This window comes from Streptomyces sp. NPDC058701, from assembly GCF_042715295.1.
Lineage (GTDB): Bacteria > Actinomycetota > Actinomycetes > Streptomycetales > Streptomycetaceae > Streptomyces.
This window is the reverse complement of sequence record NZ_JBHXSY010000027.1, coordinates 74,242-100,708: the sequence shown is the minus strand read 5'-3', so window position 1 is coordinate 100,708 and position 26,467 is coordinate 74,242. Positions and strand designations below refer to the sequence as shown.

Here is a 26,467-nt window from a genome sequence, read left to right as displayed (position 1 = left end):
GAGCGGGTACCACAGCGCTGCGCGCTGTGCAAGGGAAGCCCTGCGCTGCGCTCCGGGCGCCCCACCCTTCGGGTGGGGCCGGCCTGCGCTGCGCTTCGGCCTGGGTGTGGGTTCGCTGCGCTCTCCCACACCCCACGGTCATCCCCTGCGCTGCGCTTCGGGGTTGACCGTGGGTCACCGGCCGCGCTGCGCGCGGTCGGTGAGGCCTTCCGCTGCGCTCCAGGCGGGGCCCGGTCCGCTGCGCTCCCCGGCCCTGAGCCCGCTTCGCGGGCGGCTGGCTAGGTGAGCTGGTGGCGGGGGGTTGTTCTTCGACTGCGGCAACGGAATGGGCTGGCGTCCTCAATCCGTTCGAGGCGTCCCCCGCGCACCACTGCGGGGCCTCAGGCTGATGCAGCATGTAGCCTTGGCGAAACGAAGCCCTATCCGGTGGCGATCAGCAACGCTTCAAATTCTTGGGTGACGTGCTCGAGTTCATCGGCCTCCCGCTCGTAGGCGGGTTCGTTTGGATGGTTTCGGAGGTCCCAGAGATAGGTGATGTTGTCTTCCTGGCTGATACGCAGGAGTCTGAATTTTCGGTCTCGGGGTGAGGTGTAGCGTGCCCGAAGAATGTGCGCGCCATCCAGGAGGCACAAGGCCGTGACAATGTACCAGCGTCCCGCAGAGCGGGTGTAGTAGTCGACTTCGTCGTGGCGGTCGGTCTTGTATCGGCGGGCCCGTTGTTGCTGTCCGGCAAAGATGAAAAGTGAGCCGCTGTCGTCAAGCTGCACGAGGTCGCCGTCCCGCGCCGGGCTATTCAGCGGCTTTCCGTCCTGCGCGATTTCCGTGACCGAAGTGGTGCGGACGCAGTAAAGGGAATCCACGCCAGTTTCAGGGTTGCTCAGGATGAGCCGCGTGTCCGGATATCCTGGGTACCCTTCGTGATCGTGTCCGTGGGGGCATTCTGCCTCCATGCGGGCGTGATAGCGTCCGTGAGCATCGATCAGGCTTCCGTGGTAATCAACGGTAATGCTGCGCACGCTTGCAACTTGCTGCATTACGGCTCCTTCGTACGGGGTGACGCCGAGGGCGCGGGTACTGACGCGCCCTCGGCGTGGCCATGTCGGACGGCTCGCGCTAGTGCAGGTTCAGGCAGGGCGCCAGCTCGAAGCGCTGTCCCGGGATGGGCGGGAGGCGCTCGCCCGTCAGCGCGTTGGTCGAGTACGCGATGCGCAGTTCCTCGGCCGTGAGTGGGGTTGTTGTGTCGGCGGTGAGCCTCCATCCCCACACCCGGCTGCTTCCGTCCTCCTCGCTGGTGCGTAGTACGACTCCGGTCACGTCGCCGTCCAGGGCGTACGAGGTCGTGATGACGGTGTCGTCCATGTCATCGCCCCCGCCAAGGTAGGTTTTGTTCCCCGCGTTGTGAAAGGGCACTACGGCTGCGGTGGCGGCCCCGGCGGCTACGGTCACGTAGTGGCAGCCGTCTCCGGCCGCTTCGAACAGAGTGAAGAGCAGGGTTTCAGCGCGCTGAATGGACGTGATCTGATGGGTTCCCATGTGGTGCCCTTCCTGGGTGGTCTCGGGTGCGGCGGGGTGCCGCTCCCCCGCTCGTCGGGTGCAGTCGGGTGACTGTTTCCCGGGTGGTCAGTCAGATAGGTCGACGGTCACGTTTCCGGGGCTGACAATGAAGTGCGTTGCCCGACTGTGGGGGTCGCGTTGAATTTCGAGGGCGGTTCGTGCTGCTTCTTCGGGGGTTTCCGCTTCGAGGTCGATAAACCAGAGCACGGAGAATTCAGGCACGCGTGTGTTCCTATCCGGGGGGGCGGGAGGGTTTTCCTCCCACCCCGGTGTGCTGCCCGGCGTTGGGGTCAGACGGTCATCAGGCGGAAGGCGTGTTCCATGACGCCGTCGGCCGTTCCGCTGATCACCCGCTCGGCGCGGGCGGCGCTCTTGAGCTCCGGGGTTTTCCCACGGGCCGGGGCGGTGTGGTTGGCGTACTCGGTGATCGCGTTGTATCCCGCCCACGCCGTACCCCGAATACCGGACTGGGTCTCGGCCTCCTCGAAGAGATGGCGGATGCTGGACCACCGGGTTTCACGGTTTGTCTTCTTGCGGTCACTGTCGGGGCCGGTCATCGGCCAAAGCTCATCCACGACCGTGCGGAGCCTGGGGGTGGTCATCTCGGCGTCGAGCATGCGGTGAGCCGCCCTCTCGAACTCCTCGGCGTACTTGAAGGTGAGCCCCAGGGCCTGGCGGGCCTCGGCGATCCGGCCCCGGGCGCCGGAGGTGTGGCGGACGGTGTAGCTACTCCTGGCCTGCCTGAATCCGGCGCGCAGGGTGTTGGCGCACACGGTGCGGATGGGGGTCGTGCAGACGCGGAACGCGCCGCTCCCGTCGTGGCTGTTGGACGCAACGATGTACAGGTCCACGGTGTCGGTTCCGCCGATGGTCATGGTCTGCGGCAGCTTCATGGTCAGGAACACCTGTCGGCCGCCTCGCAGGGATCCGGCGGTCTCCAAGTGCGCTCCGGATTCGTCCACGAGCTGGTTGAGGAACTCGGCGTGCTCCTCGTTCTGTACCGGGGTGTAATCGGTGCCGACCACGCCCAGGGTCTGGGGGCAGCCGGTCTTGGGGTGCGTGCGGACACTCGCCCGGTGGTTCGGTACGTCCAGCATGGTGGCGCCGTCCTCGGTGATTTCCGTCGCAGTCAGGCTGACGAGCCGCACGTTCCACTCGCTGAGGGCCGCGAGGCGCATTGCGTCCTCGGCGGTCATGGCGCCAGTCGTGACGGTGCCGAGTCGGTGCCAGGCGCTCGTGTTGGCGCTGACGAATGCGGCCGTACCGTCGCTGAACTGCTCGATTTCGTGTGCCATGAGAGTTTTCCTCTTCTTGATGATCTTGGGTGGGGCGGGGGTGCCACTCCCCCGCCCGGGTGCTGCGGCGTCCGTGCGGCTGGCCGCTGGTGCGGGTCAGCTGCACGGGGGCGGGTCAGGTGAGCGCGGGCGCATCCACAAACGTGAGGTTGGGGTCCCAGTCGGTGATGTCGCGCTCTTCGTCGGCGTGGTACGCCTGGATGCTCTGGGTGGCGCTGGCCGGAAGCGCGGTCAGTTCGGCGACCGCCCAGGACATGACGGACACCGTGTCGTCGTCGGGGTTCGTCTTGTAAAGGATCACCATGGCCAGGGCGTCGTCCGGCATCAGCCCGGTGCGGGCAAGCAGCATCGCGACGGAAGGCAGGGCGCTGGCCTCGTCTTCCTCGTCCAGTACGGGACCGGTGATGAGGCACTGATCCCTGTGTACCTCTCTCGACGCGGTGAGCAGGGTGATCGACAGGCGGTGAGAACCTTCACCGGCGGCTCGGGCAACGGCGCGCAGCAGGTTCATCGTGCGGCGGGCAAGGGACGCGGCTTCGGTGTTGTGCATGGGTGTGCCCTTCTCGGTGCTGGTCGGTCGACCGGTGGGGTCGGGTGCCACTCCCAGCCCCACCGGAAGCGGGCCGGGGAATCCCGGCCGGCCGTTTTTTGGAGTTCAGCGGGTGCGCTGCTCCGGGATCGCGATCCCCCGGGTGAGGTAGCGGTCCAGGAGCCTGAGCGCCTGGTCTTCCGTCAGGCCCTGGGCGCCGCGCTGCGGGGCGTTGTCGTCGCAGCGGCCGGTGAGCAGGACCGGGCCGAAGTAGGAGGAGTCCGGGGTGCGGCGGCGCATCCGCAGCAGCCACCCGGCGTAGTAGTTGACCGGCAGGCCGCGCCTCCGAGCGTCGGAGTCGACCCACATGGTCGTGGTCGGGTCCACCGCGATGGGCCGCAGTACCGCTACAGGGGCGGCCAGTTCACGGGTCAGGGTGTCGGCTGCCGTGTCGTCGGGGGACCAGTCGGTGAGCACGAAGCCGCCGTTGGGCTGCATGATCAGTGCGAAGGGCTCGACCGTGGTGGGCATGGTTCTCCCTTGGGTTGGGGTGGGGTTCTTCGGATCGGAGGGTGATTGCCGTTCCCCTACCGACAATAAAATTCTAACGCATTCGAAGCTCATTCGGGGGTGGAACCGACCTCTCCGGCCGCCTCGAAAGAGTGATGTTTTAGCAGGTCAGAGCGGGTTAGGGCCCGGTGGGGGGCGGGCATTGCCGGGTCGGTGCCGCCAGCCCCGGAGCGCGCAGCGCGGAGGGCAAGGGGTGGGGCGGGGCAGGCGGTCAAGGGTGGCCGCAGGCCATCGCGCAGCGACGCGACGAAGGAGCGCCCTTGAGGGCCTGGTCCGGCTCGGAGAAGCGGAGCCGGCCGTGCACTCACACACCACGCGGCCCCGTGGGGGTGGTGGGGGCGGCCCCGCGGGTGGCGTGAGAGCGCGCAGCGCTCGGTGCGGGCTGTGCGGAGCGGAGTCCGGCCGGTCGGAGCGCAGCGCAGACCGGACGGCGCAGCGCAGCGCAGGTCGCACACGCCGCCCGTGGGGCCGTTCCCACCACCCCCACGGGCGGGGTGGGCGGCGGAGCGCAGCGCAGTCGCCCACCCCGCCGGCACCGGACCGGCAAACGCCCGCCCCCCGCAGGAGCGACTGAGTGTCTGGCCGGCGTCAGTGGTTGTCGTAGAGCTCCTGAGCGGCTTTCAGGGCGATGCGGCGGACCGCTGGCGGATAGCCGAGGCGGTCCGCCGCCCGCTCCGCTTCCAGGCCCGGCTCGGAGCGCATCAGCGCAGCGATGCGCTCCGCACGCTCCTGCAGAAGGCGCTTGCGTGCGGTGGGTGCGGCGATGCCTAGCACGTCGACAACGTGGGCGGCCGTCACTGCGGGGTCGGCATCAAGGAGTTCGGCGATCCGGCCGGGAAGCAGATCTCGCGGAACCATGTCGCCAGAACCGGTCGGCCGGCCGCTGGGGGCGCTCATGGTTCCGCGGGCCGCGCCATAGGCTCGTACCGCGGCGCGGGGCCAGTGATCGGCCCCGCAGACCACCACGAGGTGGTTGGCGAGGCCGGGATCGGACTTGTAGCCGTCGAAGCTGCGCGGCTTCACATCGAGCAGCGCCGCCGCTTCGCGGCGGTCGAGTAGGTCGGCGTCGCTGTCCGCTGCTGGCAGGGCCGGCTGCGGGCCGCCAGCGCGGTAGGCCGTGACCTGGTCGAGGTCCCAGAGCAGCACCAAGGAGCCCTCGGAGCTGATGGGCGCTGGGAAGTCGTCGACGTCGTAGGGTTTGAGGCGGCGGAAGGTGTCCCAGGTCATCTCCAGCTCGCCAGCAAGCTCCCGCCGGCCCAGGGCGGTTCGTCCAGCCCGGATCACGATGCTCAACCTTCCCGTAGGTGAGACGCGTGGCGCGCCCGTGGGTGCGGTTCTTTCTAAGCCGATCCGCAGCAGAAAATACTACCGCACCGAAGGTGCATCATGCCTGCCTGGGCGCTATCATCGACCTGATGACTCATGCGGGTTTTCTCGTGTGGTGTTCTTCGGTCGGCCGGCGCCCTTGCCACCCGCTCTCAGCGGAAGTGGGCGTCGGCCACATTCATTTCCTCCCACCCCCGCCATCCCTCTCTATCCGCTCCCCCGTCACCTCCTCCCCCTCCTTCTCCAGCCCTCCTTCTCCCTCCCTCCCCCCCTTCCTCCTTCCGCTCTCGCCTCCAGCCAACCGCCATCTCTCCATCCGGCTCCCCTCGATCCCCCTCCCTACCTTTAAGTAGGACCGGCGACCGGCTGTAACTCGGGGTCTGATCAGGCAAAATGCAAGCCTTTGGCGGCCTGCACCTCCCCCCCACCTGTAGCCGCACCTGTATCCCTACCTCTACCCGGGCCTGTACCCCCATCTGTACCCCGGTGATGTGTGCTGCCTCGGCTCCAGGAGGTGGCCCAGCCCGGGCGGGTGACGGCCCGGTCGGGTCCGGTGACGAGACGGGCCTCGGCGTTGGAAGCATCTTCGCGGCTACGTGGGCAAGGAGCCGACTGGGGCCGGTCACGTCCGGCGGAGTGGTGTAACGACGGCCACTGGGTGATCCGGGGTCATGCTATGCGGTCAGGGCTTGGGCGGGGTTGTTGGTGTCGGTGGGAGCGGTGGTGGTGTCCAGGGGGCGGAGGCGGCAGCGGGCGAGGATCTCGGGGCCCATGTAGCGGCGCTGTTCGGTCCATTCGTCGTTCTGTTCGGCCAGGACCGCGCCGATCAGGCGGATGACGGCGGTGCGGTCGGGGAAGATCCCGACGACGTCGGTGCGGCGGCGGATCTCCTTGTTCAGGCGTTCTTGCGGGTTGTTCGACCAGATTTGTTTCCAGACCTCGCGGGGGAAGGTGGTGAAGGCGAGCAGGTCCTCGCGGGCGGTGTCGAGGTGCTGGGCCGCGGCGGGGAACTTCTCGTCGAGTGCGGTGATGACCGAGGCCATCTGGGTGCGGACCGCGTCCGCGTCGGGCTGTTCGAAGACGGTCCGCAGCAAGGTGGCGACCCAGGGCTGGGCGGACTTCGGCGCCTGGTTGATCAAGTTGCGGGCGTAGTGGGTGCGGCAGCGCTGCCAGGCGGCGCCGGGCAGGGTGGCGCCGATGGCGGCGACCAGGCCGGCGTGGGCGTCGGAGACCACCAGCTGCACCCCGGACAGGCCGCGGGCGGTCAGCGAGCGCAGGAAGGCCAGCCAGCCGGCGCCGTCCTCGGCGGTGGCGATGTCGATGCCGAGGATCTCGCGGCGGCCCTCGGCGTTGACGCCGACCGCGATCAGGCAGTGCACGTTCACCACCCGCCCGCCCTCGCGGACCTTCTGGGTCAGCGCGTCGACCCACACGAAGGTGTACGGGCCGGTGTCCAGGGGCCGGTGAGTACCTATTACTCAAGGTGACACTCACCCAATGGAGGAGGGTGGGTGTAAGGAGTCCCACTGCTCCTAGGAGGATCAAGGCTCTGGCTGACGACATCATCGGATGCGAAGCATTGTGTGCGCCCCCTCTGCCATCGGCAGCCTTGGCCACATTAAGGCGTGGAGTATGGGGCTACTTCCGGTGTCGGGCGTGGTGGCAGTGGTCGGAGGCCGCCGTGGATCGTCCATCGTCATATCCCATTGCGAAGCGGCAGCCCAAACATACGCCTGGGACAACAAGTGGATGTCTTGTCCGAACCGTCATCACGACGCAACAGCGTCACAATTCCCTGACACACTAGCGAGGAATCGCCATGAAGGAGGCAAAGGTGGACCACGAAAGGACACTCCGGGAAGCCGATGAGGTTAAGCTTGCCGGTGGGCCGGAAACGCTTCCATCTGTTTTCCTTCTCAGTAATGCCAATCTCGTGGATGCTGAGCGGCTCATCGTGACGCACAATGGCCGCAATGAGCATTATGTGTTTACGGAGGATATCGATGCAGGGGGTGGTGCCGCTTTGCCCACCGCCCGGTGGACCTACAGTACCGCCGTGGCTGAATAGCCGCCCTACCCGCCGATCACTCAGTAGCGAGTCGGCTAAGTCGAGCCGTCTTCTTTCTGCGTCCACTGGTCAGGGCTCTCATAAAGCCGGTACGGTGCGAAGGCGCCGACCGTGACCGAATAAGTCGATATGTCCGTCTAGATCTCCGGGTAATCCTCGATGCGGAGTATTACCTGTGCGGCAACACCGCCTCGCCGAATGAAGGTCGGCCATGAGTTACTCATCCCGCCGAGCTGAACCGATGGCAGTGTATGTGGTCGACGCGCTGGGTGGCGGATCATGGAGCTGTAAACCCTTTCCAAGTACACGATCAGGCGCAGCGGTGCGGCCCGTCCAGAAGAGATTGCGATTGGTCTCTCTTCTTGTTTGGCCGGGACGGTCCGAGGGGTCTGAATGATTTTTAAGATTGCGGGAGAGAATGTGGCTGGTTCGGTGACAAGCATGGGGGCCGTCGCGATTGTCGGAATAGGCTGTCGATACCCTGGGGCGCATGGGGTGGAGCAGCTATGGCAGGTACTGAGGGACGGGATTAGCACGGTAGGCCTGGCACCCACAGACCGTCCGACCATCTCACATCTGCGGGAAATGTCCTCTCCCGGACGCTTCGGGGGTTACATCGAAGGCGTAGAAGACTTTGATCCGGCCTTTTTTGGGATCTCACCACGTGAGGCAGCCAAGCTCGATCCGCAGAAAAGAATCCTTCTCGAAACGGTGTGGGAGGCGTTTGAGGACGCTGGCATCCCGCCAAGCAGCCTCGCCGGCAGCGATACCGGCGTCATCGTAGGTGAGCAAGCCACAGACTTTTGGGACCTGGTGCGCAGTGAGGACTGCGATCTGCACACGTTCGTGGGAAGTCAGCAACGTGCTGCCATTCCTGGAAGGGTCTCCTATTTCTTCGACTTCCGCGGCCCGAGCGTCTCTGTCGAAGCGGCTTGCGCTGCGTCGCTTGTCGCCGTCTACCTGGCCGCCGAACACATCCGCACCGGAAAGAGCCAAGTGTGCGTCGCGGCTGGCAGCAACGTCATACTCGTACCCGACTCGGCCACCGCGTACGGGGGAGCGGGTGCTCTGTCTGATGACGGGCGTTGCAAGTTCGGCGACGCTAGCGCGGACGGCTTCACCCGCTCGGAAGGCGTTGCCTCACTCATCCTCAAAGACCTCGCCAGCGCACAGGCCGACGGAGACCGGATCTACGCCGTGATCCGTGGCGGGGCTACCGGCCACGACGGCAAGTCCAGCGGAAACCCCATGCGGCCTTCCGCTGAGGGGCAAGCCGCGGTGCTGCGCGCGGCTTACGAGGACGCTGGCATCGATCCCGCCGCAGTAGACTATGTCGAAGCGCACGGGACTGGCACACCTCTTGGAGATGCGGCCGAGCTCACTGCCCTAGGCGAGGTCATCGGTTGTGCACCGGGTCGGCACCGCCCTTTGCTGGTTGGTTCGCTCAAGACCAATGTGGGCCACTCCGAGGCAGCGGCCGGCATTGGCGGTGTCATCAAGGCCGCACTTTCCCTCCGTGAGCAGCGCGTTCCGGCCAGCCTGCATCTCAGAGAGCCGAACCCGCAGGTCGCCTGGGAGCAGTTGAGGCTACGCATCCCCACCGAACCCATGGATCTGTCCGCTGCGCCCGGCTTCCGCTACGCAGGCGTCAGCGCCTTCGGTATCTCCGGCACTAATGCCCACGTGGTGCTCGAGCGTTTCGACGGCGACACGGAAGAGGAAGTCGCCCCGGTGGGAGAGACGGCCAAGACACCGTTCTTGCTTCCGTTGTCGGCACACTCCCCCGAAGCCCTCCGCGCTCTCGCGGCCGATTACGCGGCCTTTTTGGGCCCGGACGGTGAAGGACGGGCAACGAGTCTTCAAGAGATCTGTTCCAACGCTGCCATCAGACGTGACCACCAGTTGCACCGTCTTGCTGTTGTTGGCGCAGATCACGACGAACTTGTGACTAAGCTCACAGACCTCGCGGTATCCGAGACCGCGTTCTCCAATCACGACAACCGGCTGACTTTTGTCTTTTCGGGACACGGTTCCCAGTGGGTCGGCATGGCACGCGAGCTACTCAAATCCAGTCCGGTATTCGCGGCGTCTCTGGCCGAGAGCGACCGGGCGATCGCCGACGAGTGCGGCTGGTCGGTACTGGAGCTTCTGCACAGCGATGATCCATCGTACTACCTCGATGTAGACCGTGCCCATCCGTCACTGTTCGCCGTCCAGACCGCGCTGCACGATCTCTTGGTGTCCTGGGGGCTGCTCCCCGATGCCGTGCTCGGACACAGTCTAGGAGAAGTGAGCGCGGCCCGCGCGGCAGGTGCGCTCTCCCTGGAGGGCGCCGCAAAGGTCATATGCCGCCGCTCGGAGCTGATGTCTCGTGTGGTAGGGCAAGGTGCCATGGCATGGGTCGGACTGCCTGCGGCGGAAGTTGAAGCGGAAATCGTGAACTACGGTGACAAGCTGGTCGTCGCTGTGATCAACGACCCTTCCTCCGTGGTGATCTCAGGTGACCCTCAAGCGGTGGCGGAAGCATGCGCGGTGTTTGAGAGGCGTGACGTCTTCTGTCGGCTGATAAAAATCGACGTGGCGGCGCATAGTCCCCAACTCGCCCCTTTTATCGGAGAGATAACAGAGGCCCTCGAAGACATTGAGATGAGCGTTGCGGGCATCCAGATGTATTCTTCTGTCTTCGGTTCGAAAGTTCCGGACGGGCGCCTGGGCACCGATTACTGGGGGCGCAACTTGAGGGAGACCGTTCGGTTCAGCGATGCGGTACGTGCACTCCTGGATGAGGGTCCCGCCACGCTCGTGGAGATCGCCCCACATCCGGTCGTGCTGCCTTCCTTGCAGAGCGCGTGTTCCGATGACGACATAGCCCTCGCGTGCCAACGAAGGGAAAAGCCCCAGTACGCCGCACTACTTGAAACCGTTGGACAGCTGTGGGCGAGGGGCCATGCCGTCGACTGGCCAGCCATCTTCGAAGGACGTCCCCGTCCTCTTCGCCTGCCTAGCTATCCGTGGCAGCGCGACAAGTTCCCCTTGCCCGAGACTGACCCGATCGCCCTGCGGAAAGAGGGAGACCTCTTCACATTCTTCGGTAACTTGGTGGAACGGGTGGAGGGGGACTCGCGACGCTGGGAAGGTGCCCTGGACGTCCGCACACATGGTTACCTTCTGCAGCACCGCGTCAACGGCAGGTCGGTGCTGGCCGGGGCGGTCTACGTTGAGTTGATCGCCCAGGCGGTTGCCCGCATGCACGGGAACCACCCCGTGACGCTCACCAACGTCGTCTTCGTCGAGCCCCTCGTCCTGGACCCGACGACACCTCCACACCTCCGGATCGTTCTGGAGCCCGAGGGGAGCCATGGCTCGTGGAACTTCACCGTGGCGGGCACGGACGAAAACGGCCGATGGAATGCCTACGCCACGGGGCGTGTACGACTCTCCGGCGATCTGCCCGATGATAGGCTGCCGGACATCACTGTCGGCTCAACTCGTACGGCCAAGGAGTTTTACGAGTATTGGGACCGTCGGGGCAACCAGTGGCAGGGCGCCTTCCGTGCCCTAAAAGAGATCCGAAGCGAGGCTGGCAAAGCCGTCGGCGCCGCCCGGCTCGGACAGCAGCTGCCCGGAGGGCGCTACCGGTACGCACCACCTCTGCTGGACGCCTGCCTGCAACTCGCCGTCGCTGCCATCACTCCGGCCCCAGGAGCGCCAGAGCCGGAGCGTCAGGGAGCCGTTGTGGCCGCCAGCATCGACCGGATCGACCTGCGCGGCGACCTGGGCACCGTGGCACGATGCCTGGCCCACACCGTCACCACGGGCAACGACACGGCGACCGCCGATCTCCGGATCACCGACGGGGAAGGCCGTGTCCACGTGGTCATCGAGGGGATGAACATGCGTGTCCTGTCACCGGGACGCCAAACCGAAGAAGCGGAGGCGGCCCCCGGACCTGTGCACGAGGTTGAAGCAGACGCGTTGGTCGACAGCCTGTATGAAGTCGCCTGGGAACCCGCGACCGCCCCCGTAAGCCGTCCCGACGGCCGCCTACTGGTCCTGGCGGACCAGGGAGGGCTGGGTGCCGGGCTGGCCGCACGGCACGCACACGTGCTCGTGACCCACGGCCCCGACTTCCGCAGACTCGCCGAGGACCAATGGCAGGTGTCCGACAACCCGGCGGACTTCACCAGGCTTATGGAGCAAGTAGGGCCTCTCACCGGTGTACTCCACCTGTGGGGTCTCGACGTCCACACCCTTGAGCAGGCGGAAGGGCCTTGTCTCACAGGAACTATTTCCCTGATCCGCGCCCTGGACGCGTACGAGGGGCCGAATCCCGTCCTCACTTTCGTCACACGGGGCGCGCAACCGGCCGGCGAGACCTGCACGCGCCCCGAGCAGGCCCTGGTGTGGGGGCTGGCCCGTACCCTCCGCAATGAGCACCCCCAGCTGCGGATCCTCACTGTCGATCTCGACCCCGCAGGACGCAATGCGGACAGCGACGCGACCGCACTTCTTGGTGTCCCCGGCACCGAGACCGAAGTCGCCTTCCGTGATGGCGTCCCGCTGGTGCCCCGGCTGCGCCGCCGTCGCTCAAAAGCCTCTCCGCGGGCGACAGCCGAAATGTCGCAACCGCCCGCCGCGATTCCGGCGACAACGCCTCCGCGACAGGGCCATGTCACCGTCCGTACCGCATACGTCGGTGTTAACTTCCACGACGTGCTGGCGTCGTACGCTGCCCTGGAGGACGACGGCCCCCAGGGTACCGTCCTCGGCTGGGAGTGCAGCGGCACTGTCACCGCGTTGGGCCCCGGAGTGTGCGACCTCCGGGTCGGCGACGAGGTGGTCGCCCTCGCCCAGAATGCCTTCGCTCCAGAGGTCACTGTCCAGGCTTCTCTGACCTGCCGGATCCCCGGCAGACTGAACATGGCCGAAGCCGCGACCTACCCCACCGCCTATGTGACCGCGTACCTGGCCCTCATGGACGCCGCCCGCCTCCAAGAAGGAGAGAGCGTACTGATCCACTCCGCGGCCGGCGGCGTCGGTCTGGCGGCCCTCCGCATCGCGGCGTGGCGCGGAGCGCGGGTGTACGCCACCGCTGGTACGCCGGAGAAGCGAGCACTGCTGCGCTACCTGGGCGCCGAGTACGTTGCGGACTCGCGGTCGGCCGAATTCGTGAAAGAGATCCGCTCCGTCACGGGAGGCGTCGATGTCATCCTCAACACGACCCTTTCCGGGGACGGCTGGGTAGCGAACGCCGAATTGCTCGCCCCTTACGGTCGGTTGGTCGACATCACTAAGCGCGATGCCCTGGCGGGTCATCACCTGCCGCTGAACCCTGGCACGCAGAACGTGTCCTACACGCTGCTGGACGTGGGACGGATGCAGGACGAGCAGCCGGAACGCCTTGGACGTGCGCTTGGCGAGGTGATGGACCTGTGCGCGAACGGCGTGCTGCCACCCCTGCCATACCGGACGTTCCCCCGCGGGCAAGAAAGCGAGGCGTTCGCGCTTATGGCTCGCAGCGGCCACATAGGCAAGCTGCTGATCGAGCAGAACAGGAGCTCCCTGGGCGCCGAGGACCCAGCAGGAGAAGACGCAGCCTCCGCGGCGCCATCTACGAAGAGGCGACCGCCACTGATTCGTCCGGACATGACGTACCTGATCACCGGCGGGCTCGGGGCCCTCGGCCTTGAAGTCGCCCGCTGGCTCGTTTCCTCGGGCGCCCGCCACATACTCCTAACCGGGCACTCCCCGCTACCGACACTCGACGATCACAGTGAGAGGAACCGAGCCCTGCACGCACTGCAGGACCGGGCGAACGTGCACTACGCACAAGCCGACGCCGCGGACCCGCAGGCCATGAGAGCGGCTCTGGACGCCTGGCAACGCGCTGGAGGGCCATCGGTTTGCGGCATCGTGCACACGGCCGGCGTGCTGCACGGGTGTGAAATCGCCGCGCTCACGCCGGAGACGTACACGTCCGTCCTTCGGCCCAAAGCCTATGGTGCTCGCGTCCTCACGGAAGTCCTTGACCTTTCCTGCATGGACTTCGTGTGGTTCTTCTCCGCAGGGTCGGCCATCCTCGGACTGCCGTTCATCGGGGCCTACGCGTCGGCAAACGCTTATCTTGACGCACTGGCACATCAGTTGAGGATGCGTGGCGTCCCGGCGTCCAGCATCAACTGGGGCTACTGGGCGAACGTCGGCATGGCCGCACGCAAAGAGCGTGAACTGGGCCGCAGTCTCGTACCGGAGGGAATGTGGTCCTTCACACCGCCCCAGGCACTTGGAGTGTTGGAAGACCTCCTGCGCAACCAGTCGCCACAGACCGCCGTTTTGCCCACGGACTGGGGACGCTGGCAGACGGGCGATCCTCACGCGGCCAACTCCTCACTCTTCTTTGGCCTGGTGCCCTGGCATGCTGCAAACGCATCCCGACCGCCCGATACCCCTTCTTTGGCTTTGCGTGCGAGTGAGCGGCGGTCTCCGGCCGGAGGTGGCTACGAGCGGCCGATGGCTCCGGCCCCGGCGGTGTCTCTCCCCACCCAGGCCGAAGGCGAGATGGTCACTACCGTGACCGGTGACACCGACGCATTCTTGCATTTCATACGCGAGCAAGTCGGCCAGATCCTAGGTGTGAGCGCGGACCGTGTGCAGGCCGCCCGGCCGCTCAACGCGCAGGGCCTTGACTCCCTCCTGACCATGGAGTTGCGCGTCAGGATCGAGAAGGCGCATGGAATCACCGTCCCGACGGCAGAGCTTTTCACGTTGACCCCAAAAAAGCTGGCATCACTGCTTGCCGACAATGCCGCTCCAGAAGCCACACTCGGGTCCCCGCTTTAGTACTAGATCTCATGTTCGTCCCGCGCGTAGAGGCGCCGTAGACCGAGGTCTCTCCGGCCTGCGGCCCAGGGCCCCGGCGCTTGCCCGGATTGTCCTGCCGTGGGCTGTTCGGTCGCGGTGGCTGGCCCGGGAAACGGGTGAACACGGCACCTGTGGATCATGGAGTTCTCTACGCTTCAAGATCCACGAAGGTGCCGTGTTCGTTCCTTCGTCATCCCCTGCCGCCTGTTCCGCGTCTCCCGCGCCCCGTCTGGAGGCTCTCGGCGAGGGCGCCGCACGCCATCAGCGGTTCGGCCGCCAGTATGCCGACGGGCGCTGTCACGTTACGGGTGAGCGTGGGATGATCTTCAGGTTGGTCGGGCTGGGGAGGGTTCGTTCGTGTCGGCTACACCACCGTCGTACAAGCGTCACCGCTACGCCGCGGAGATCATCGAGCACTGTGTGTGGCTGTACTTCCGTTTTCCCCTCTCCTTCCGTGAGGTCGAGGAGCTAATGCTTCAGCGCGGGGTCCCGGCCGTCGAGGGTGCTGAGTTCGAGCGTGGCACAGCGGTCGGCGAACGGGAGCCAGCCTGTGCGGGCAGACTTCGGCAACTACGGGTTTCCGCTGAACCTTTGAGTCTTCTGGCCTGGAACGGAAAGCAACCTGTGGCCCCGGATTTGCGCAGCTGCTGCTCTTGGACTGCCGTCCGCCCCATAGTGCTACCTGCCGAACAGCCAAGTGCCCAGTACACGCTGCGAGCCCGTATGCCTTCCCTGGTGGTTGCCCAGCCACCGAATGTGCACCCAGACGATGCCAGCGCGCGGTATCAGCGGGGCGGGGGCCACCCGCACCACAGACCAGATCAGCCACGCTACTGCTCGCGACCGGCAGCAACCCCCGATCAGCCGCAGCTTGCAGGACCGGCTGGCCCACGAGGCGAGTACCGGAGCGCAGCGCAGGGCGCAGCCGCCGAGCCCGGGGAGTCAGTAAGGCGCCATGAGGGCGGAGCCGATGGCTCTGGGCGGTTCTAAGAGGGGGGGTGCCAGGAACTTGCTGGTCAGCGCCGCGCAGCGCGTGTCAAGTGTCAGTGCAGGGCTGACATACCGTGCTTCGATGTGTCAGCAGGTACCGACATGAGTGGGTGCTTTGGTGGCAGTACTGACACCAAAGTCCAGCGTACCGCCTGGTTCTGATGTGCCGTTTGGTGGCACGACTGCTACCAAACGGCTGCGGCCGTGGTGCGCTGGTGAGTTGCGGCGCAATTCGAAGACGTGTCCGTTCCGTGATGCCGGAGTGATCACCGCGGTGAGGAAATCGGTGAGGTCCCGTCCGTTGAGTGGATACGAGGAGAGGCGTCAGCGCAGCGCTGACAAATCTCGAAGTTTCGTGGCAGTAGCAGCACGTTGTGCGTGGCAGTACTGCCACGGTGGACTAGCCTGCTCACTGCACGCCAGGACTACGAGGGGCCCACCGAACGATGAGCGCAGGCACTGACCCCGCAGTTCCGCTTCCTCCTCCCCGCAGGCGCCGTCGGCCACTGCCGACGCCCGCCAGCTCCTCCCGGCCGGCTCCGGGGCAGCAGCTGGACGTCCCGCCCGGACACGGTGCGCATATCTACCCCCTGGCGACCTCCAACGGCTTCATCGGCGGCTCGTACAGCATGGACTCCCAGCGGTTCATGCTCTGGGCATCCCAGCGCTATGCCGCCCCCGACGAGCGGTTCGTCGCGATCGTGCTCCTCGCGCTCATCGGTTCCCAGGAAGTCGGCGGGCACATCGCCAAGACCCAGGCGGAGATCGGCGAGCACGTCGGGTACAGCCGTGCGCACATCGCGTGGGCGCTCGCCCTGCTCACCGAGGACGGTGTGCTGCGCCGCGTGAAGAAGGGCGTCTACCAGCTGGTGCCCTCTGCTGCACTGCGCGGGGGCATGCGAGCCCAGGATGCGGAGAAGCGTAAAGTGCCGGCTACCAGGCCCGAGCGCGTGCACCAGCTCGACCTCCTCAAGGCGATCCTTGACGATCCGGACGCACCGGAGGCATTCAAGGCGATGGCACAGGTAGACGCCAAGCTGCCCGAAGGACCCCGGCAGACGAAGAAGGGAAAGGGGAAGGCATGAGTGCCATGGCACATCTGACCGCGACCCAGCCTGCTCATCCGGCTAACCCGTACGCCTACTTCGGCTACGTGCCCCGCCTGCCGCCGACCGCCTACGCGGTGCTCATCTACATGCTCAACCAGCAGCAGCAGGGCGGCCTCGTCCGCGCCACGCACGAAGAGCTCGCCACCGGCCTCGCGCTCGACCGCGGCGTTATCAGCCGGGCCATGCCCTACCTCGTCGCAGCCCGACTCGTCTATGTCGTCGGCCGTGGGAAGCTCCAGATTCACCCCATGCTCGCCTTCCACGCCACTCCTCAGGACCGACACGCGGCACTGACTGCGCTGGCCCCCGAGGACCGTCTCGACGTAGGCCACTTCGAAGACGAGTACGAAAAGCGCCTCGCCCGGCACCAGGCGGACAAAGCGCGCAAAGCGGAGCAGCGCAAGACCCCGCCGGCCCGAGGCCATCTGCACAGCGTCCGCTGAGCAACCCGCACTCTGGGCGGCTTCCCTTCACGGGAGCCGCCCAGCGGCATGTGCGTACAAGAAGGCACGTGCCCGCGCGTAGAACAGACCGTCCTGCAGCGGTGCCGAGCACGTGGCCCTACCGCGCGGCGCGGAGGTCAGTTGGCCCTGGTGCAGGTGAGCCACTTGCCCTTGGGCGCCGCCGTGCACGCCCGGATCTTCACCCCGGGGCCGTCGTACTCCCACTCCGCTCCGGTGGTCATCAGCGGGTCGCCGCTCGTGGGGTAGGTGGGAGCGGTCACCACCCGAGCCCGCTTCGGCGCACCGCCGTGCTTGCGGACCTCCAGCCAGAGCTGTCCGCCCTGGGGCACCCAGCCGATCGCCCGCGCGTGGTCGACCCCTCCGATCTTCTTGATCCGCAGTTCCACGATAGGACCGTTCCCTTCACCCGTGGCCCGGTAGCAGAGCCGAGCCCCGTCCCGCAGTTCGCACATCGAGTGCACGGTGGCCGCGCTCGCCGGAGAGCCGGCCACCATCACCATCGCGGCCGCCATCGCAGCCCCGGTCATCATCAGTCGCATGGCCGTACCAAGGGCCCCAGCTCTCATTGCGATACGGGCGGGCCCCCGCATTCCCTCGCACGGGCGACACCGGCCGCACCCGCAGCAGGCAGGCCCTTCCCCGCGACGTCATCCGGTCATCAAGCCTCTGACCTGCAGTGGGGAGGTTTTCGGGGAAGTTACCGGTGACGTCACCGGTAAGTCTTCCGGAAGTCACCGGTGACCTCACCAGCTGGACCGTTCTCCACCCGTGACTCGCCGGGGGTGGCCGTGGTGATCCAACCGGTGATGGGGCCGCCGTTCCTTGGGAGCAGAGCACAACTCCTCCCAGGAAGGCGTCACCATGACCCCCGTTCCTCCCCCGCCAGGCCGTCGCCGTACGGTCCGGCGCAGCTTCGCAAAGGCGGCTTCCCCGTCGCTCCGTACAGTCCGTCCGGACACGGTTCCGGTCCGGCAGTCGGTTTCCCGCGGGCCGCGGTTCGTCCGCGTCGGGATCTGGACCGCGCTGGCGGCCGGGCCGCTCGCCCTGGCCCTCGCGCTCACCGTTCCGCGGACCGTCACTGCGCAGGCTGCGCCCTCCCCGTACCCCGTCGAAGCGGTCCGGCCGCCGGCGGATCCGCGCGGTGCGGCAGAGCTGTTCGTGGACCTGTGGCTCCGGGCCGACGCCGCCGACCCGGACAGTTCCGTCGCTGCCGCGGTTCGCTCGCTGGCCTCGAAGGTGGAGCTCCCCAGGCGTTCGCGCACCGGCGGCGCACCGGCTCCCACGCGCGTCGTGGCGGTGCGGTGCGGTCAACGGCTACACCCGAGATGTGGACGGTGGTGGTCGCGGTACTTCACGACCAGGCCGTGCCCGCCCCGGACGGGGCCCCGAAGACCACGGTTCCGCCGGTGCGGTACTTCGCCGTGTCCGGCAGCGCGGCGAAGGACGGCGGACCCGTCACGATCGGCGGACCGCCGGCGGAGGTCGCCGCCCCCGGCGCAGCTGCGGAACCGGCCTCTCCCTTCACCCACCCGGTCCCCGGCGGTTCGGCGTTGGAGACGTCGCTGGGCGAGTTCCTCCGTACCTACCTCGGCGGCCAGGGCGCGGGGCTGGAGCGGTACCTGTCGCCGGGACTGCGGGTGTCGGCGCCGGCCGTGGCGCCGTACGTACGGGTCGACGTCGAGGACGTCGTCTCGGACGCTGCGGTGGCCACGGGCAAGGGCGTGGCCACGGACGGTGCGAAGGCACGGGTCGAGGTCCGTGTCACGGGCGAGGACAAGCTGGGGGTGAGGTGGCCTCTGATGTACCGGGCGGAGGTGAGCGCCCGGGCCGGGCGGTGGGAGGTCAGCGCGCTCGAGGCCGGCGTCACTGCCCCGGCCCCGAACAGCGCCGCCGCCGCCCCGTCTGCGCCGGCTCCGGTTTCGGGCGGTGCGCGATGAACACGGTGGACTCCATGATGCTGGCCGGTGGCCTCGACGTCCTCGGCGACTCCCTGCTCAACACCTTCGCCGACTGGGGCGACAAGGGCCTGAAGGTCGTCTTGACGCTGGTGGTCCTGGTGATCATCGCCCGGAGCCTGTCCCTGAAGGCGGCGATCGGTGCCGTGCTGGCGATGATCATCGCTCTGTCGCTCTACGCCTCCCGCGACTCGCTCTCGTCGCTCTTCTCCGACGAGATCAACAACCCGGCCAGCGGCGCCGGTCAGGTCACCATCGTGTCCACCCCGGCCCGGGGGCCGGTCCTGTGAGCGAGAAGGCGCGGCCGCGCATCGCGCGGGTCTACACGAAGGCGCGCCGGCACCCGTGGGTGCTCGGCAAGCTCGGCGACTGGACGGTCTGGTTCGGCCCCTACACCCCGGCGCAGCTCGTGGTACTCGGCGGCGGCGCGTTCACCCTCATCAAGACCTACGCCTGGTGGTCGTGGGCCGGCCCGGTTCCCGTCGCTCTGTGGCTCGCCTCGGTGTGGGCGGTGCGCGGTGCGCAGATCGCCGGGCAGAACCCGTTCACCGCGCTCGCCGGCATCCTCGTGCTGCTGGTCCGGCATCCGGCCGGGCAGGTCGGCGGCAGGGTCGCCAGGGACCGGCGTCCGTCGCACCTGCGGTGCCGGTTCGTCATCACCAGCCTGCCCGCCCCGCAGGCCGTCCTGGCGGCGGCCGGTGCACGCGCCGCGGCGCCTGCGGTGCGCGTCGCGGCCAATTCCGATGGCGCGGCGGCGGGTTCAGGTCTGTCGCGGCTGCTCGTCGGTGCCGGACAGGGGGGTGCGCAGTGAGGACTCCGTTCCGTCACATCAGTGGCCACCTGCTGTGGTCGACGTCGGCCCGCGTCTGGGCTGTGTGGAGGGTGGCTCCCCTGCCCGGCGGCTACCTGCCCGCCCGGGTCCACCAAGAGCTGCTGGGGCGGATTACCTCCCTGGTCCGGTCGATGCCCGGGATGGAGCCGCGGGTCCTTGTTCTCGCCTCGCGCACTGATCCGGGGGAGGTCGCGGAGCGGATGGTCGCGGACCTGGACTGGCGGCGCATGCCCGAGTGGGCGCAGACCTGCGAGGCAGCCGTCGATCTCCTGGCCGGCCAGGAGATGCACGAGCGGACTCTGTGGCTCGCCATCCCTCTCCCCGCCAAGGGGACGACGGCAGGGGCCACGGTCAGCGCCCTCTACTCCGAGCTGTCGGCCGCCCTGGACCTGCCGGCAGTACCGGTTGCGGACGCGGAGGTGTACGCCGCGGCGGCGGAGGCGGAGCGGATCCAGACGTCTCTCGGGGGCGGGCTCGGGCTGCGTCCGGCGTCTCCGGCGGAGATCGTGTGGCTGCTCCAGCACGCAGTCCACCGGGGCCTGCCCCACGAGCCGTTGCTGTGCGACGCCGAGCAGAGTCCGCTGTACGGCAGCCGCGTCCGGGACGGTGCACTGGCCTCCCCCTCCTACGCCGACCTCGGGCAGATCCGTCTGGCCGAGGGCGGGCAGCCCCGCGGCGGCGCTCCGAAAGGGAAGAAGACGCCGTGGTGGCACGGCGCTTCTTCGCCGGTCGGCCGCAAGTGGCTCCAGGTCGAGTCGGAGTCCGGGACCGGCTACCAGGCGCACCTGGTCCTCGCCGAGCTGCCCCGGGCAGTGTCGGTGGAGAGCGCGGACATCCTCGCCCAGCTGGAGGGGCTCCCCTTCCCCGTCGACGTCGTCGTGGACCTGCATGTGGTGCCGGCGAAGAAGGCCCGGGCGCAGGTGCAGCGCAAGAAGCGCGAGCTGATGGACCAGGCCGAGCAGTACGGTGCGCAGCCCACCGGCATGCCGCACTCACTCCCGGACGCGGCCGGAGACCTGGCCGAGCAGGACGCGCGGATGGCGCGGACGTCGGTCGAGGTCGAGGTGCAGTCCGTGACCGTCCTGACCGTGTGGGGGCCCGATCCCGTGACCTGCGATGCGCGGGCCAGGGAGCTGTCCTCGGCTCTGTCGGGCGGCGACTACCGGGCCGAGCGCCCGTACGGAATGCAGGAGGAGATGTTCGCTGTCGGACTGCCCGGTGCTCCGCGGGCGCAGAAGCTGGGGCAGTTCACCCAGCACCAGCTCTCCGAGGACTGGGCCGCCGCCGGCGCGCTCACCCTCTCCAGGGTTGGTGATCCGACCGGGATGATGATCGGTCACGACCTGGACAGCGGCACCATCCGCCCGGTATTGCTGAACCCGGCCGACGCTCCGCAGGTCAACGCGTCCGCGTCCAGCGCGGTAATCGGGGACCTGGGCGGCGGCAAGAGCGTGCTGGAGAAGCTGGTCACGGGCGCGGTCGTGGACCGGGGCGGCCGGGCAATCGTCATCGACCGGACCCCGGTCCGCGAGTGGGCCAGTTTCGCGCACGCCGCGATGGGTGACCGCTGCCAGATCATCGACGCCGCGCGCGCCGCGCTGTCCATCGACCCGCTCCGCGTGTTCGGCGGCCCGGTCGGCGCCCACTACGCCCTGTCCTACCTCACCCTCCAGCTGGGCGTCGGAGCGATGACCGCGGCCGGAGCCGTCCTCCACCACGCCGTCGAGGAAGTAGCCGGGAGCCCGGGGCCGTCCATGGGCAAGGTCCTGGACGTCCTCGCCGGGCTGGCCTCAGCCGGGAGCGGCAGCCGCGCGGACGCGGCCGCGAGCATGGGCGACCTGCTGCGGATCGTCCGCGGCAACCCCCTGGCGGCGATGGTGTTCGACGCGGACCTGCCGCCCGTCTCTCTGGACGGGGACCTGAGCGCCGACATGGTGGTGGTCACCACCGCTGGCCTGACCCTGCCGCCGAAGGAGGCGTTCGCCGATGTCGAGGTGCTGCGGCAGCAGCCGCTGGAGGCGCTGATCGGGCGCGCCGTCCTGTACCTGATCGCGGCGATCGCCCGGCAGGCCGCGTTCACCGAGCCGGAGCGGTTCTGCCTCGTGACCCTGGACGAGGTCTACTGGCTGACTTCCTCCGCCGAGGGCGCGGCTCTGGTCCACGAGATCCTTCACGACGGGCGCAAGCACGGCGCCGGCTGCTTCCTCGGCGCCCACGACGAGCAGGAACTCGGCAAGGACGCCGGGCTGATCGCCTACCGGTTCCTCGCACGCACCACTGACAGCGCCCGCGCTGCCCGCGGCCTGCGCTTCCTCGGCCTCGACCACGAGAACGAGGACCTCCTGCGCCTGGTGACCACCGGCCTCTCCCCGGTCGGCCAGAGCGGACGCGAAGGGGAGATGCTCCTGCGCGACCCCCGCATGCAGGTCGGCCGCATCAAGGTCGTCGTCCCGCCGGTACCCCGCATCAAAAAATCGATCTTCACGACACCCGGCCGCGCACACAACGCGTCGGCCCACGGGGGGACTCCGCGATGACCACCCACCTGCGTCTGCGCCTTGGCGGCGCCCTCGCCCTGCTGCTGCTCACCTGCACCACAGCCGTATGGGCCTCCCCGCAAGCCCCTGCACCCGCTCCGGCGGCCGGCCCTTGCACGCACCTCATCGGGCCATCCCCCCGGGACTACTGCGCCCGCCTGCCCGCCACCCCCGCGCCCGTTTCCCCGACTCCAGCGGCGGACGGCCATGTGAGGGCGGTGTTGGTCAGTCCTGGTGTGGTGACGCGGGCGGCGGAGCGGATCCGTGCCTCCGCGGGCTGGCGCAATGGGCTGCTGCTGTTCTCCACGGCTGCGATCGCCGGCGCCGTGGGGCTGGTCCTGAGCGCCGAGCGGCGGACGCGGTGAACCGGCTCTGGCTGCTGGGCCGGTACGACATAGACCGGGGCACGCTCCGCTCCACCGGCTTCGTCGCGCTGCTGACTGTCGTGTTCTTGGTTACGAACACCGCGGTCGCGGCGGCCGCCGACGGCACCGCGCAGGGCGGCGGCCTGCTCGGCCCGCTGGACATCCTCACCCGGGAAGGGGTGCCGCTCAGCGGCTACCAGCTGGAGAGCAGCATCGACTCCCCCACCGTTGGGGACCAGGTCGAGACCGCCGTCCTGCGCAATGGCCTCTCGTTCGACGCCATCGGGGAAACCCAGCGCCTCTGCCTCAGCGGCCTGTTCACCCTGGTGCGACTGCTGGTCGGCCTGTGCTGCTGGCTGCTCCGCTTCGTCTTCGACTTCCCCCTCCTGTCGCTCCTCACCGACCCCGCGCAGCGCATCGCCGACGCCTATGAGCGGCACGTCGTCGGCGCCCTCGGCCTCGCAGGCCTACTGCTGTCCTGGGCTTTCATCTTCGGGCTGATCCTTTTCGTCCGCGGCAGGGTCGGCAAGGGGCTGGGCGAAATCACCCTGACCCTCGTCATCTCCGCCTTGGCCGCCAGCGCGTTCGTGCGGCCGGACTACCTGCTCGGCGAGGACGGGCCGCTCCAGCAGACCCACCAGGCCGCGATCGAGGTTGCGTCCATCACCACCGCCTCCTACTTCGACACCCCCGGCCGCGGCGGCCGCCCCTGCGACAGCGCCGTCGGCCCCGCCCACGAGGCCTGCGTGAACGAGCAGGCCGAGGCCAAGACGGTCACCACCCCGATCCAGAACGCGCTCACCGACGCGCTGGTCGTCAAGCCCTACATGCTCCTTCAGTACGGGCGCGTCCTGGACCCCAAGAAGCCCGGAGAGGCAGCTGCTTACCAGGCCCACGTGAAATGGGTCAAGAGCAACGCGCCCGCGCCCGCGGCTGCGGTTCCCGGCGCGGACCAGGGCGAGGACCCCTGCAAGCTCTTGGATGGGCCCTCAAGGGAGACCTGCGACGCCCAGGCCAAGAAACGGGAAGCGGCCGAGAACTGCGAGCTGCTCGACGCCCACAGCAAGGAGCGCTGCCTGGACCAGCTCAAGGGCGGGGGCGCATTCCCGAAGCTGCTCAAGGACTTGCAGGGCGCGGGGCCCGTGGGCAAGTCGGCGGCCGCGTACGCGGAAAAACCGTCCTGGGACCGGGTCTGGTCGGTGCTGGCGCTGCTGGTCGCCGTCATCGTCGTGGCGCTCATGGTTGTGTCCATGGGGGTGGTGATGCTCGGCGCCCAGGGCGCAGATGTCGCCGCGGCGTCCGCCGGGCCGATCGCCTGGGTGTGGGCGATGCTGCCGGGCCCCTCCCGAATGCTGCTGTGGCGGTGGCTCGGCGTATTCGTCGTCTCCGCTCTGGTGGCGTTCATGGCCGCGATGGCGCTCCCGCTGTTCGGGATCGCCGTGGACGCGCTGCTCGCCGACGCCGGCCCCGACCACTTGGTGGAGCGCCTCCTTCTCGTGGACGCTCTCGCTCTGGCGTTCCTGGTCCTGCACCGGCGGATCCTGACCGCGACGGCCGGATTCGGGCAGCGCATGGCCATGCGCATGCAGTTCGCCAAGGTCGGCGGCAGCCACCTGCGCGGCGACAACTCCGAGTTCGGTGCCGCCCTGGCCCTGCACGGCCCAGCCGGACGAAGCAGCGGCCCCGGCGGCAGGCTGGGCGGCGGCCTCTCCTCGGCGCACGACGCACTCGGCGACCGGCTGCGCTCCCTGGGCAGCCTCGCCGCACTCACCGACGGCGCCGGGATGCCCATGTCCCCGGGTCGGCTGCTCGGTGACGCCGTAGCCGAGGGCCGCCGCGGCATCGTCCCGCTCGCCATCGCCCTGCGCGGCGCGCACACCGCGCTCATCGGGCCCAAACCCGGTCAGCACCCGGCGGCCGCTCGCTTCCCCGGCGCCGCCAACGGCCCTGTTCAGCAGAACGGCGCACCCGGAGGCGAGATGGTGGTGAACCAGTGGTCCGGCGAAGTCCTGCACGACCCGGCTACCGACCGGCCGCTCCTCGGTTCGCGAATCCACGCCCGCGTCTCCCGGCTGCGCGGATACCGGATCGCCTCCGGGACGGCCCGCCTCGCCTACGGCGCGACCCTGGGCCTGCCCCGCAATCTCAGCGCAGCTCGGGCCGCGGGCTCGGAGTTCACCGACGACGCCAGGACGCAGCTGAGGGTCGCGGGGCACCACCTGCGCGAGGACGCCGGCCGCTGGGCCGACGGGGGCCGCGCCGTGCGCGACCGCGTCGACCACACCGGCCAGGCCCTGGCGACCGCGTGGCAGGTCCACGACCCGGCCGGAATCGTCCGGGACGCCGCCATCGCGGGCGTCATCCGTACGGCTCCGCTGGACGTCACCCGCCCACCCGCCCCGAGGGCCACAGCGGCGATCAGCCGCCCCCATCTGGGGGCCTCCTCCATCTCCACTCCGCCTGCCACCCCCGACCCCGAAGCGCCGCGGCGCCGCGTCCGCTCCGCACCGGGCGGCAGCGGTGAGCCGCCAACTCGCCGAACCCATATCCGGCCCCCAACCCCAACCCCCACACCGGCACCGGCACCGGCACCGGCACCGGCACCGAGCCCGGCCGGGAGCGCGGCCCAGGAGGCCCGAGCCGCGGAGGTTGCGAACTCAGCGCGCCTGCGGCGGCTCTTCGAGGCCCGGGTTGCTGAGCGCCGACAGCGCGAGGAGGGTGACCAGTGAAGCGGTGGAAGAAGCTGGGATGCCTCGGCGTGCTGCTCGTCCTCGCAGCTGTGTCCTGCACCGGAACCGTCCTGCTGGCCGCGGCGACGACCCGCAGCCAGGCGGGCGCCGGCAGCGGCGGGACCGTTGACGCTGCGGCGACCGGGATCCAGGAGCGGATGCTGGCCGCCTACCTCACCGGCGCTTCCCAGATCAGCACGCACGTCCCCACGTGCCAGGGAATGCGCTGGCAGGTCCTCGCCGGAATCGCACGGGTGGAGTCCAACCACGCGTCGGGGCGCATCATCGGCGCGGGCGGCGACATCACCCCGATCATCACCGGCCCCCGCCTCGACGGCTCCGGCACCGGCGGCAACACCACCGCGATCCGCGACACCGACGGCGGCCGCTGGGACAACGACCCCGAGTACGAGCGGGCGGTCGGCCCCTTCCAGTTCCTGCCCGAGACGTTCCGCGCGTACGGGAAGGACGGCAACCACGACGGCACCATCAGCCCGCACAACGCCGACGACGCCGCCGCATCCGCCGCCGTGTATCTGTGCGGCAACGGCCGCAACCTGGGCGACCGCCAGCAGCTGCGCGCCGCGATCCACACCTACAACCGGTCCTGGGCGTACGTGGACGACGTGCTCTCCGGGATCGACCGTTACGACGCCCTCGGTCGGACCCCGCACATCCCCAGCGGGGATATAAGCGCCGTCCTCCAGAGCGCGCTCGCGCAGCAGGGCCTGCCCTACTCCTGGGGCGGTGGCAACGCCAAGGGCCCCTCTACTGGCATCTGCTGCTCACCGGGCGGTCAGGACGGGCGCGTCGTAACCGGCTTCGACTGCTCGGGGCTGACCCTCTACGCGTACGCGCAGGCCGGAATCACCCTGCCGCGGACCGCGGCCGCACAGGCCGGCGTAGGCCGGCGCATCCCTGCCTCCGCCGGGTTCGCCGCGCTCCAGCCCGGCGACCTCGTCTTCTACGGCTACAGCCCCACAGCCGACTCCACCATCCACCACGTCGGCCTCTACCTCGGAGACGGAAAGATGATCAACGCCCCCAGGCCCGGCAAACCCGTCCGGATCGACCCCGTCACCACCATGCCCGACTATGCGGGCGGGGCCCGAGTCCTGTGAACCACAACCCCCACACGCCGTGGTGGACCGGTGGACGCCTGGCCGCAGCGGCCGCCGCCCTCGCCTGTGCCGGAGCCTGGCTACTGTCCGCAGGGCTGACCGGCGGTCCGGCTCCGGCTCCGGCTCCGGCTCCGGCTCCGGCTCCGGCTCCGGCTCCGAAAA

General features: G+C 68.5%; 19 protein-coding genes and 2 pseudogenes. 12 read left to right on the top strand and 9 right to left on the bottom strand.

Translation table 11 applies throughout. The annotated features are described in order from the left end of the window. Positions 1 to 419: 419 nt before the first annotated feature. The 8 genes and pseudogenes from ACFWW8_RS26000 to ACFWW8_RS25965 all read right to left on the bottom strand — a co-directional run. A complete protein-coding gene (locus ACFWW8_RS26000; RefSeq protein WP_386531770.1) occupies positions 420 to 1,034 on the bottom strand; it encodes a hypothetical protein in 615 nt (204 codons plus the stop codon). A 79-nt stretch (positions 1,035 to 1,113) separates the two neighbouring features. Continuing rightward, positions 1,114 to 1,533 carry a hypothetical protein gene (locus tag ACFWW8_RS25995; RefSeq protein ID WP_386531768.1) on the bottom strand — a complete coding sequence of 140 codons (420 nt, stop codon included), beginning with the start codon at positions 1,531 to 1,533 and terminating at the stop codon, positions 1,114 to 1,116. Between the two features lie 87 nt (positions 1,534 to 1,620). Continuing rightward, a complete protein-coding gene (locus ACFWW8_RS25990; RefSeq protein ID WP_386531766.1) occupies positions 1,621 to 1,776 on the bottom strand; it encodes a hypothetical protein in 156 nt (51 codons plus the stop codon). 68 nt (positions 1,777 to 1,844) lie between these two features. Next, positions 1,845 to 2,849: a DUF932 domain-containing protein gene (locus ACFWW8_RS25985; protein ID WP_386531764.1), complete on the bottom strand. Its 1,005-nt coding sequence runs from the start codon at positions 2,847 to 2,849 to the stop codon at positions 1,845 to 1,847. Between the two features lie 115 nt (positions 2,850 to 2,964). Then, positions 2,965 to 3,399, bottom strand: coding sequence for a hypothetical protein (locus tag ACFWW8_RS25980; protein ID WP_386531762.1), 435 nt, complete (start codon positions 3,397 to 3,399; stop codon positions 2,965 to 2,967). A gap of 105 nt (positions 3,400 to 3,504) precedes the next feature. Next, the gene (locus ACFWW8_RS25975) at positions 3,505 to 3,909 is read right to left on the bottom strand and encodes a DUF3846 domain-containing protein (protein WP_386531761.1); all 405 of its coding nucleotides are present in this window, start codon (positions 3,907 to 3,909) and stop codon (positions 3,505 to 3,507) included. Positions 3,910 to 4,536: 627 nt separating this feature from the next. Continuing rightward, positions 4,537 to 5,241, bottom strand: coding sequence for a hypothetical protein (locus tag ACFWW8_RS25970; RefSeq protein ID WP_386531759.1), 705 nt, complete (start codon positions 5,239 to 5,241; stop codon positions 4,537 to 4,539). Positions 5,242 to 5,948: 707 nt separating this feature from the next. Next, positions 5,949 to 6,740 (bottom strand): annotated as a pseudogene (locus ACFWW8_RS25965) (IS256 family transposase); the annotation flags it as partial. 353 nt (positions 6,741 to 7,093) lie between these two features. Between ACFWW8_RS25965 and ACFWW8_RS25960 the strand changes: the two are divergent. From ACFWW8_RS25960 to ACFWW8_RS25940, 5 genes and pseudogenes are all read left to right on the top strand, one after another. Continuing rightward, positions 7,094 to 7,342, top strand: coding sequence for a DUF5988 family protein (locus ACFWW8_RS25960; RefSeq protein WP_386531757.1), 249 nt, complete (start codon positions 7,094 to 7,096; stop codon positions 7,340 to 7,342). Between the two features lie 393 nt (positions 7,343 to 7,735). Continuing rightward, the gene (locus ACFWW8_RS25955) at positions 7,736 to 14,182 is read left to right on the top strand and encodes an acyltransferase domain-containing protein (RefSeq protein WP_386531755.1); all 6,447 of its coding nucleotides are present in this window, start codon (positions 7,736 to 7,738) and stop codon (positions 14,180 to 14,182) included. A 378-nt stretch (positions 14,183 to 14,560) separates the two neighbouring features. Continuing rightward, positions 14,561 to 14,692: pseudogene (locus tag ACFWW8_RS25950) on the top strand (IS6 family transposase); the annotation flags it as partial. Positions 14,693 to 15,639: 947 nt separating this feature from the next. Further along, positions 15,640 to 16,278: a replication/maintenance protein RepL gene (locus tag ACFWW8_RS25945; RefSeq protein WP_386531754.1), complete on the top strand. Its 639-nt coding sequence runs from the start codon at positions 15,640 to 15,642 to the stop codon at positions 16,276 to 16,278. Next, the gene (locus ACFWW8_RS25940) at positions 16,275 to 16,745 is read left to right on the top strand and encodes a hypothetical protein (protein WP_386531752.1); all 471 of its coding nucleotides are present in this window, start codon (positions 16,275 to 16,277) and stop codon (positions 16,743 to 16,745) included. Before ACFWW8_RS25945 ends, ACFWW8_RS25940 begins: the two co-directional genes overlap by 4 nt. Positions 16,746 to 16,882: 137 nt before the next feature. Here ACFWW8_RS25940 and ACFWW8_RS25935 read toward each other — a convergent pair whose 3' ends face one another. Beyond that, positions 16,883 to 17,305, bottom strand: coding sequence for a hypothetical protein (locus ACFWW8_RS25935; protein ID WP_383918645.1), 423 nt, complete (start codon positions 17,303 to 17,305; stop codon positions 16,883 to 16,885). Between the two features lie 798 nt (positions 17,306 to 18,103). On the opposite strand from ACFWW8_RS25935, the gene ACFWW8_RS25930 reads away from it, so the two are divergent. Genes ACFWW8_RS25930 through ACFWW8_RS25900 form a run of 7 tightly spaced genes read left to right on the top strand, consistent with a single transcriptional unit; the run spans position 18,104 to position 26,305 of the window. After that, the gene (locus ACFWW8_RS25930; RefSeq protein WP_386531750.1) at positions 18,104 to 18,703 is read left to right on the top strand and encodes a hypothetical protein; all 600 of its coding nucleotides are present in this window, start codon (positions 18,104 to 18,106) and stop codon (positions 18,701 to 18,703) included. Further along, a complete protein-coding gene (locus tag ACFWW8_RS25925) occupies positions 18,700 to 19,011 on the top strand; it encodes a hypothetical protein (RefSeq protein WP_386531748.1) in 312 nt (103 codons plus the stop codon). Before ACFWW8_RS25930 ends, ACFWW8_RS25925 begins: the two co-directional genes overlap by 4 nt. Then, positions 19,008 to 19,532: a hypothetical protein gene (locus ACFWW8_RS25920; protein ID WP_386531746.1), complete on the top strand. Its 525-nt coding sequence runs from the start codon at positions 19,008 to 19,010 to the stop codon at positions 19,530 to 19,532. Before ACFWW8_RS25925 ends, ACFWW8_RS25920 begins: the two co-directional genes overlap by 4 nt. Beyond that, positions 19,529 to 22,090, top strand: a complete 2,562-nt coding sequence (locus ACFWW8_RS25915; protein WP_386531744.1) for an ATP-binding protein — start codon at positions 19,529 to 19,531, stop codon at positions 22,088 to 22,090. Before ACFWW8_RS25920 ends, ACFWW8_RS25915 begins: the two co-directional genes overlap by 4 nt. Then, positions 22,087 to 22,455, top strand: a complete 369-nt coding sequence (locus ACFWW8_RS25910; RefSeq protein WP_386531743.1) for a hypothetical protein — start codon at positions 22,087 to 22,089, stop codon at positions 22,453 to 22,455. The genes ACFWW8_RS25915 and ACFWW8_RS25910 overlap by 4 nt, the downstream gene beginning before the upstream one ends. Continuing rightward, on the top strand, positions 22,452 to 25,184 hold the full coding sequence (locus ACFWW8_RS25905; protein ID WP_386531741.1) for a hypothetical protein: 2,733 nt from the start codon (positions 22,452 to 22,454) through the stop codon (positions 25,182 to 25,184). Before ACFWW8_RS25910 ends, ACFWW8_RS25905 begins: the two co-directional genes overlap by 4 nt. After that, positions 25,181 to 26,305: an NlpC/P60 family protein gene (locus ACFWW8_RS25900; RefSeq protein WP_386531739.1), complete on the top strand. Its 1,125-nt coding sequence runs from the start codon at positions 25,181 to 25,183 to the stop codon at positions 26,303 to 26,305. Before ACFWW8_RS25905 ends, ACFWW8_RS25900 begins: the two co-directional genes overlap by 4 nt. Positions 26,306 to 26,467: the final 162 nt, after the last annotated feature.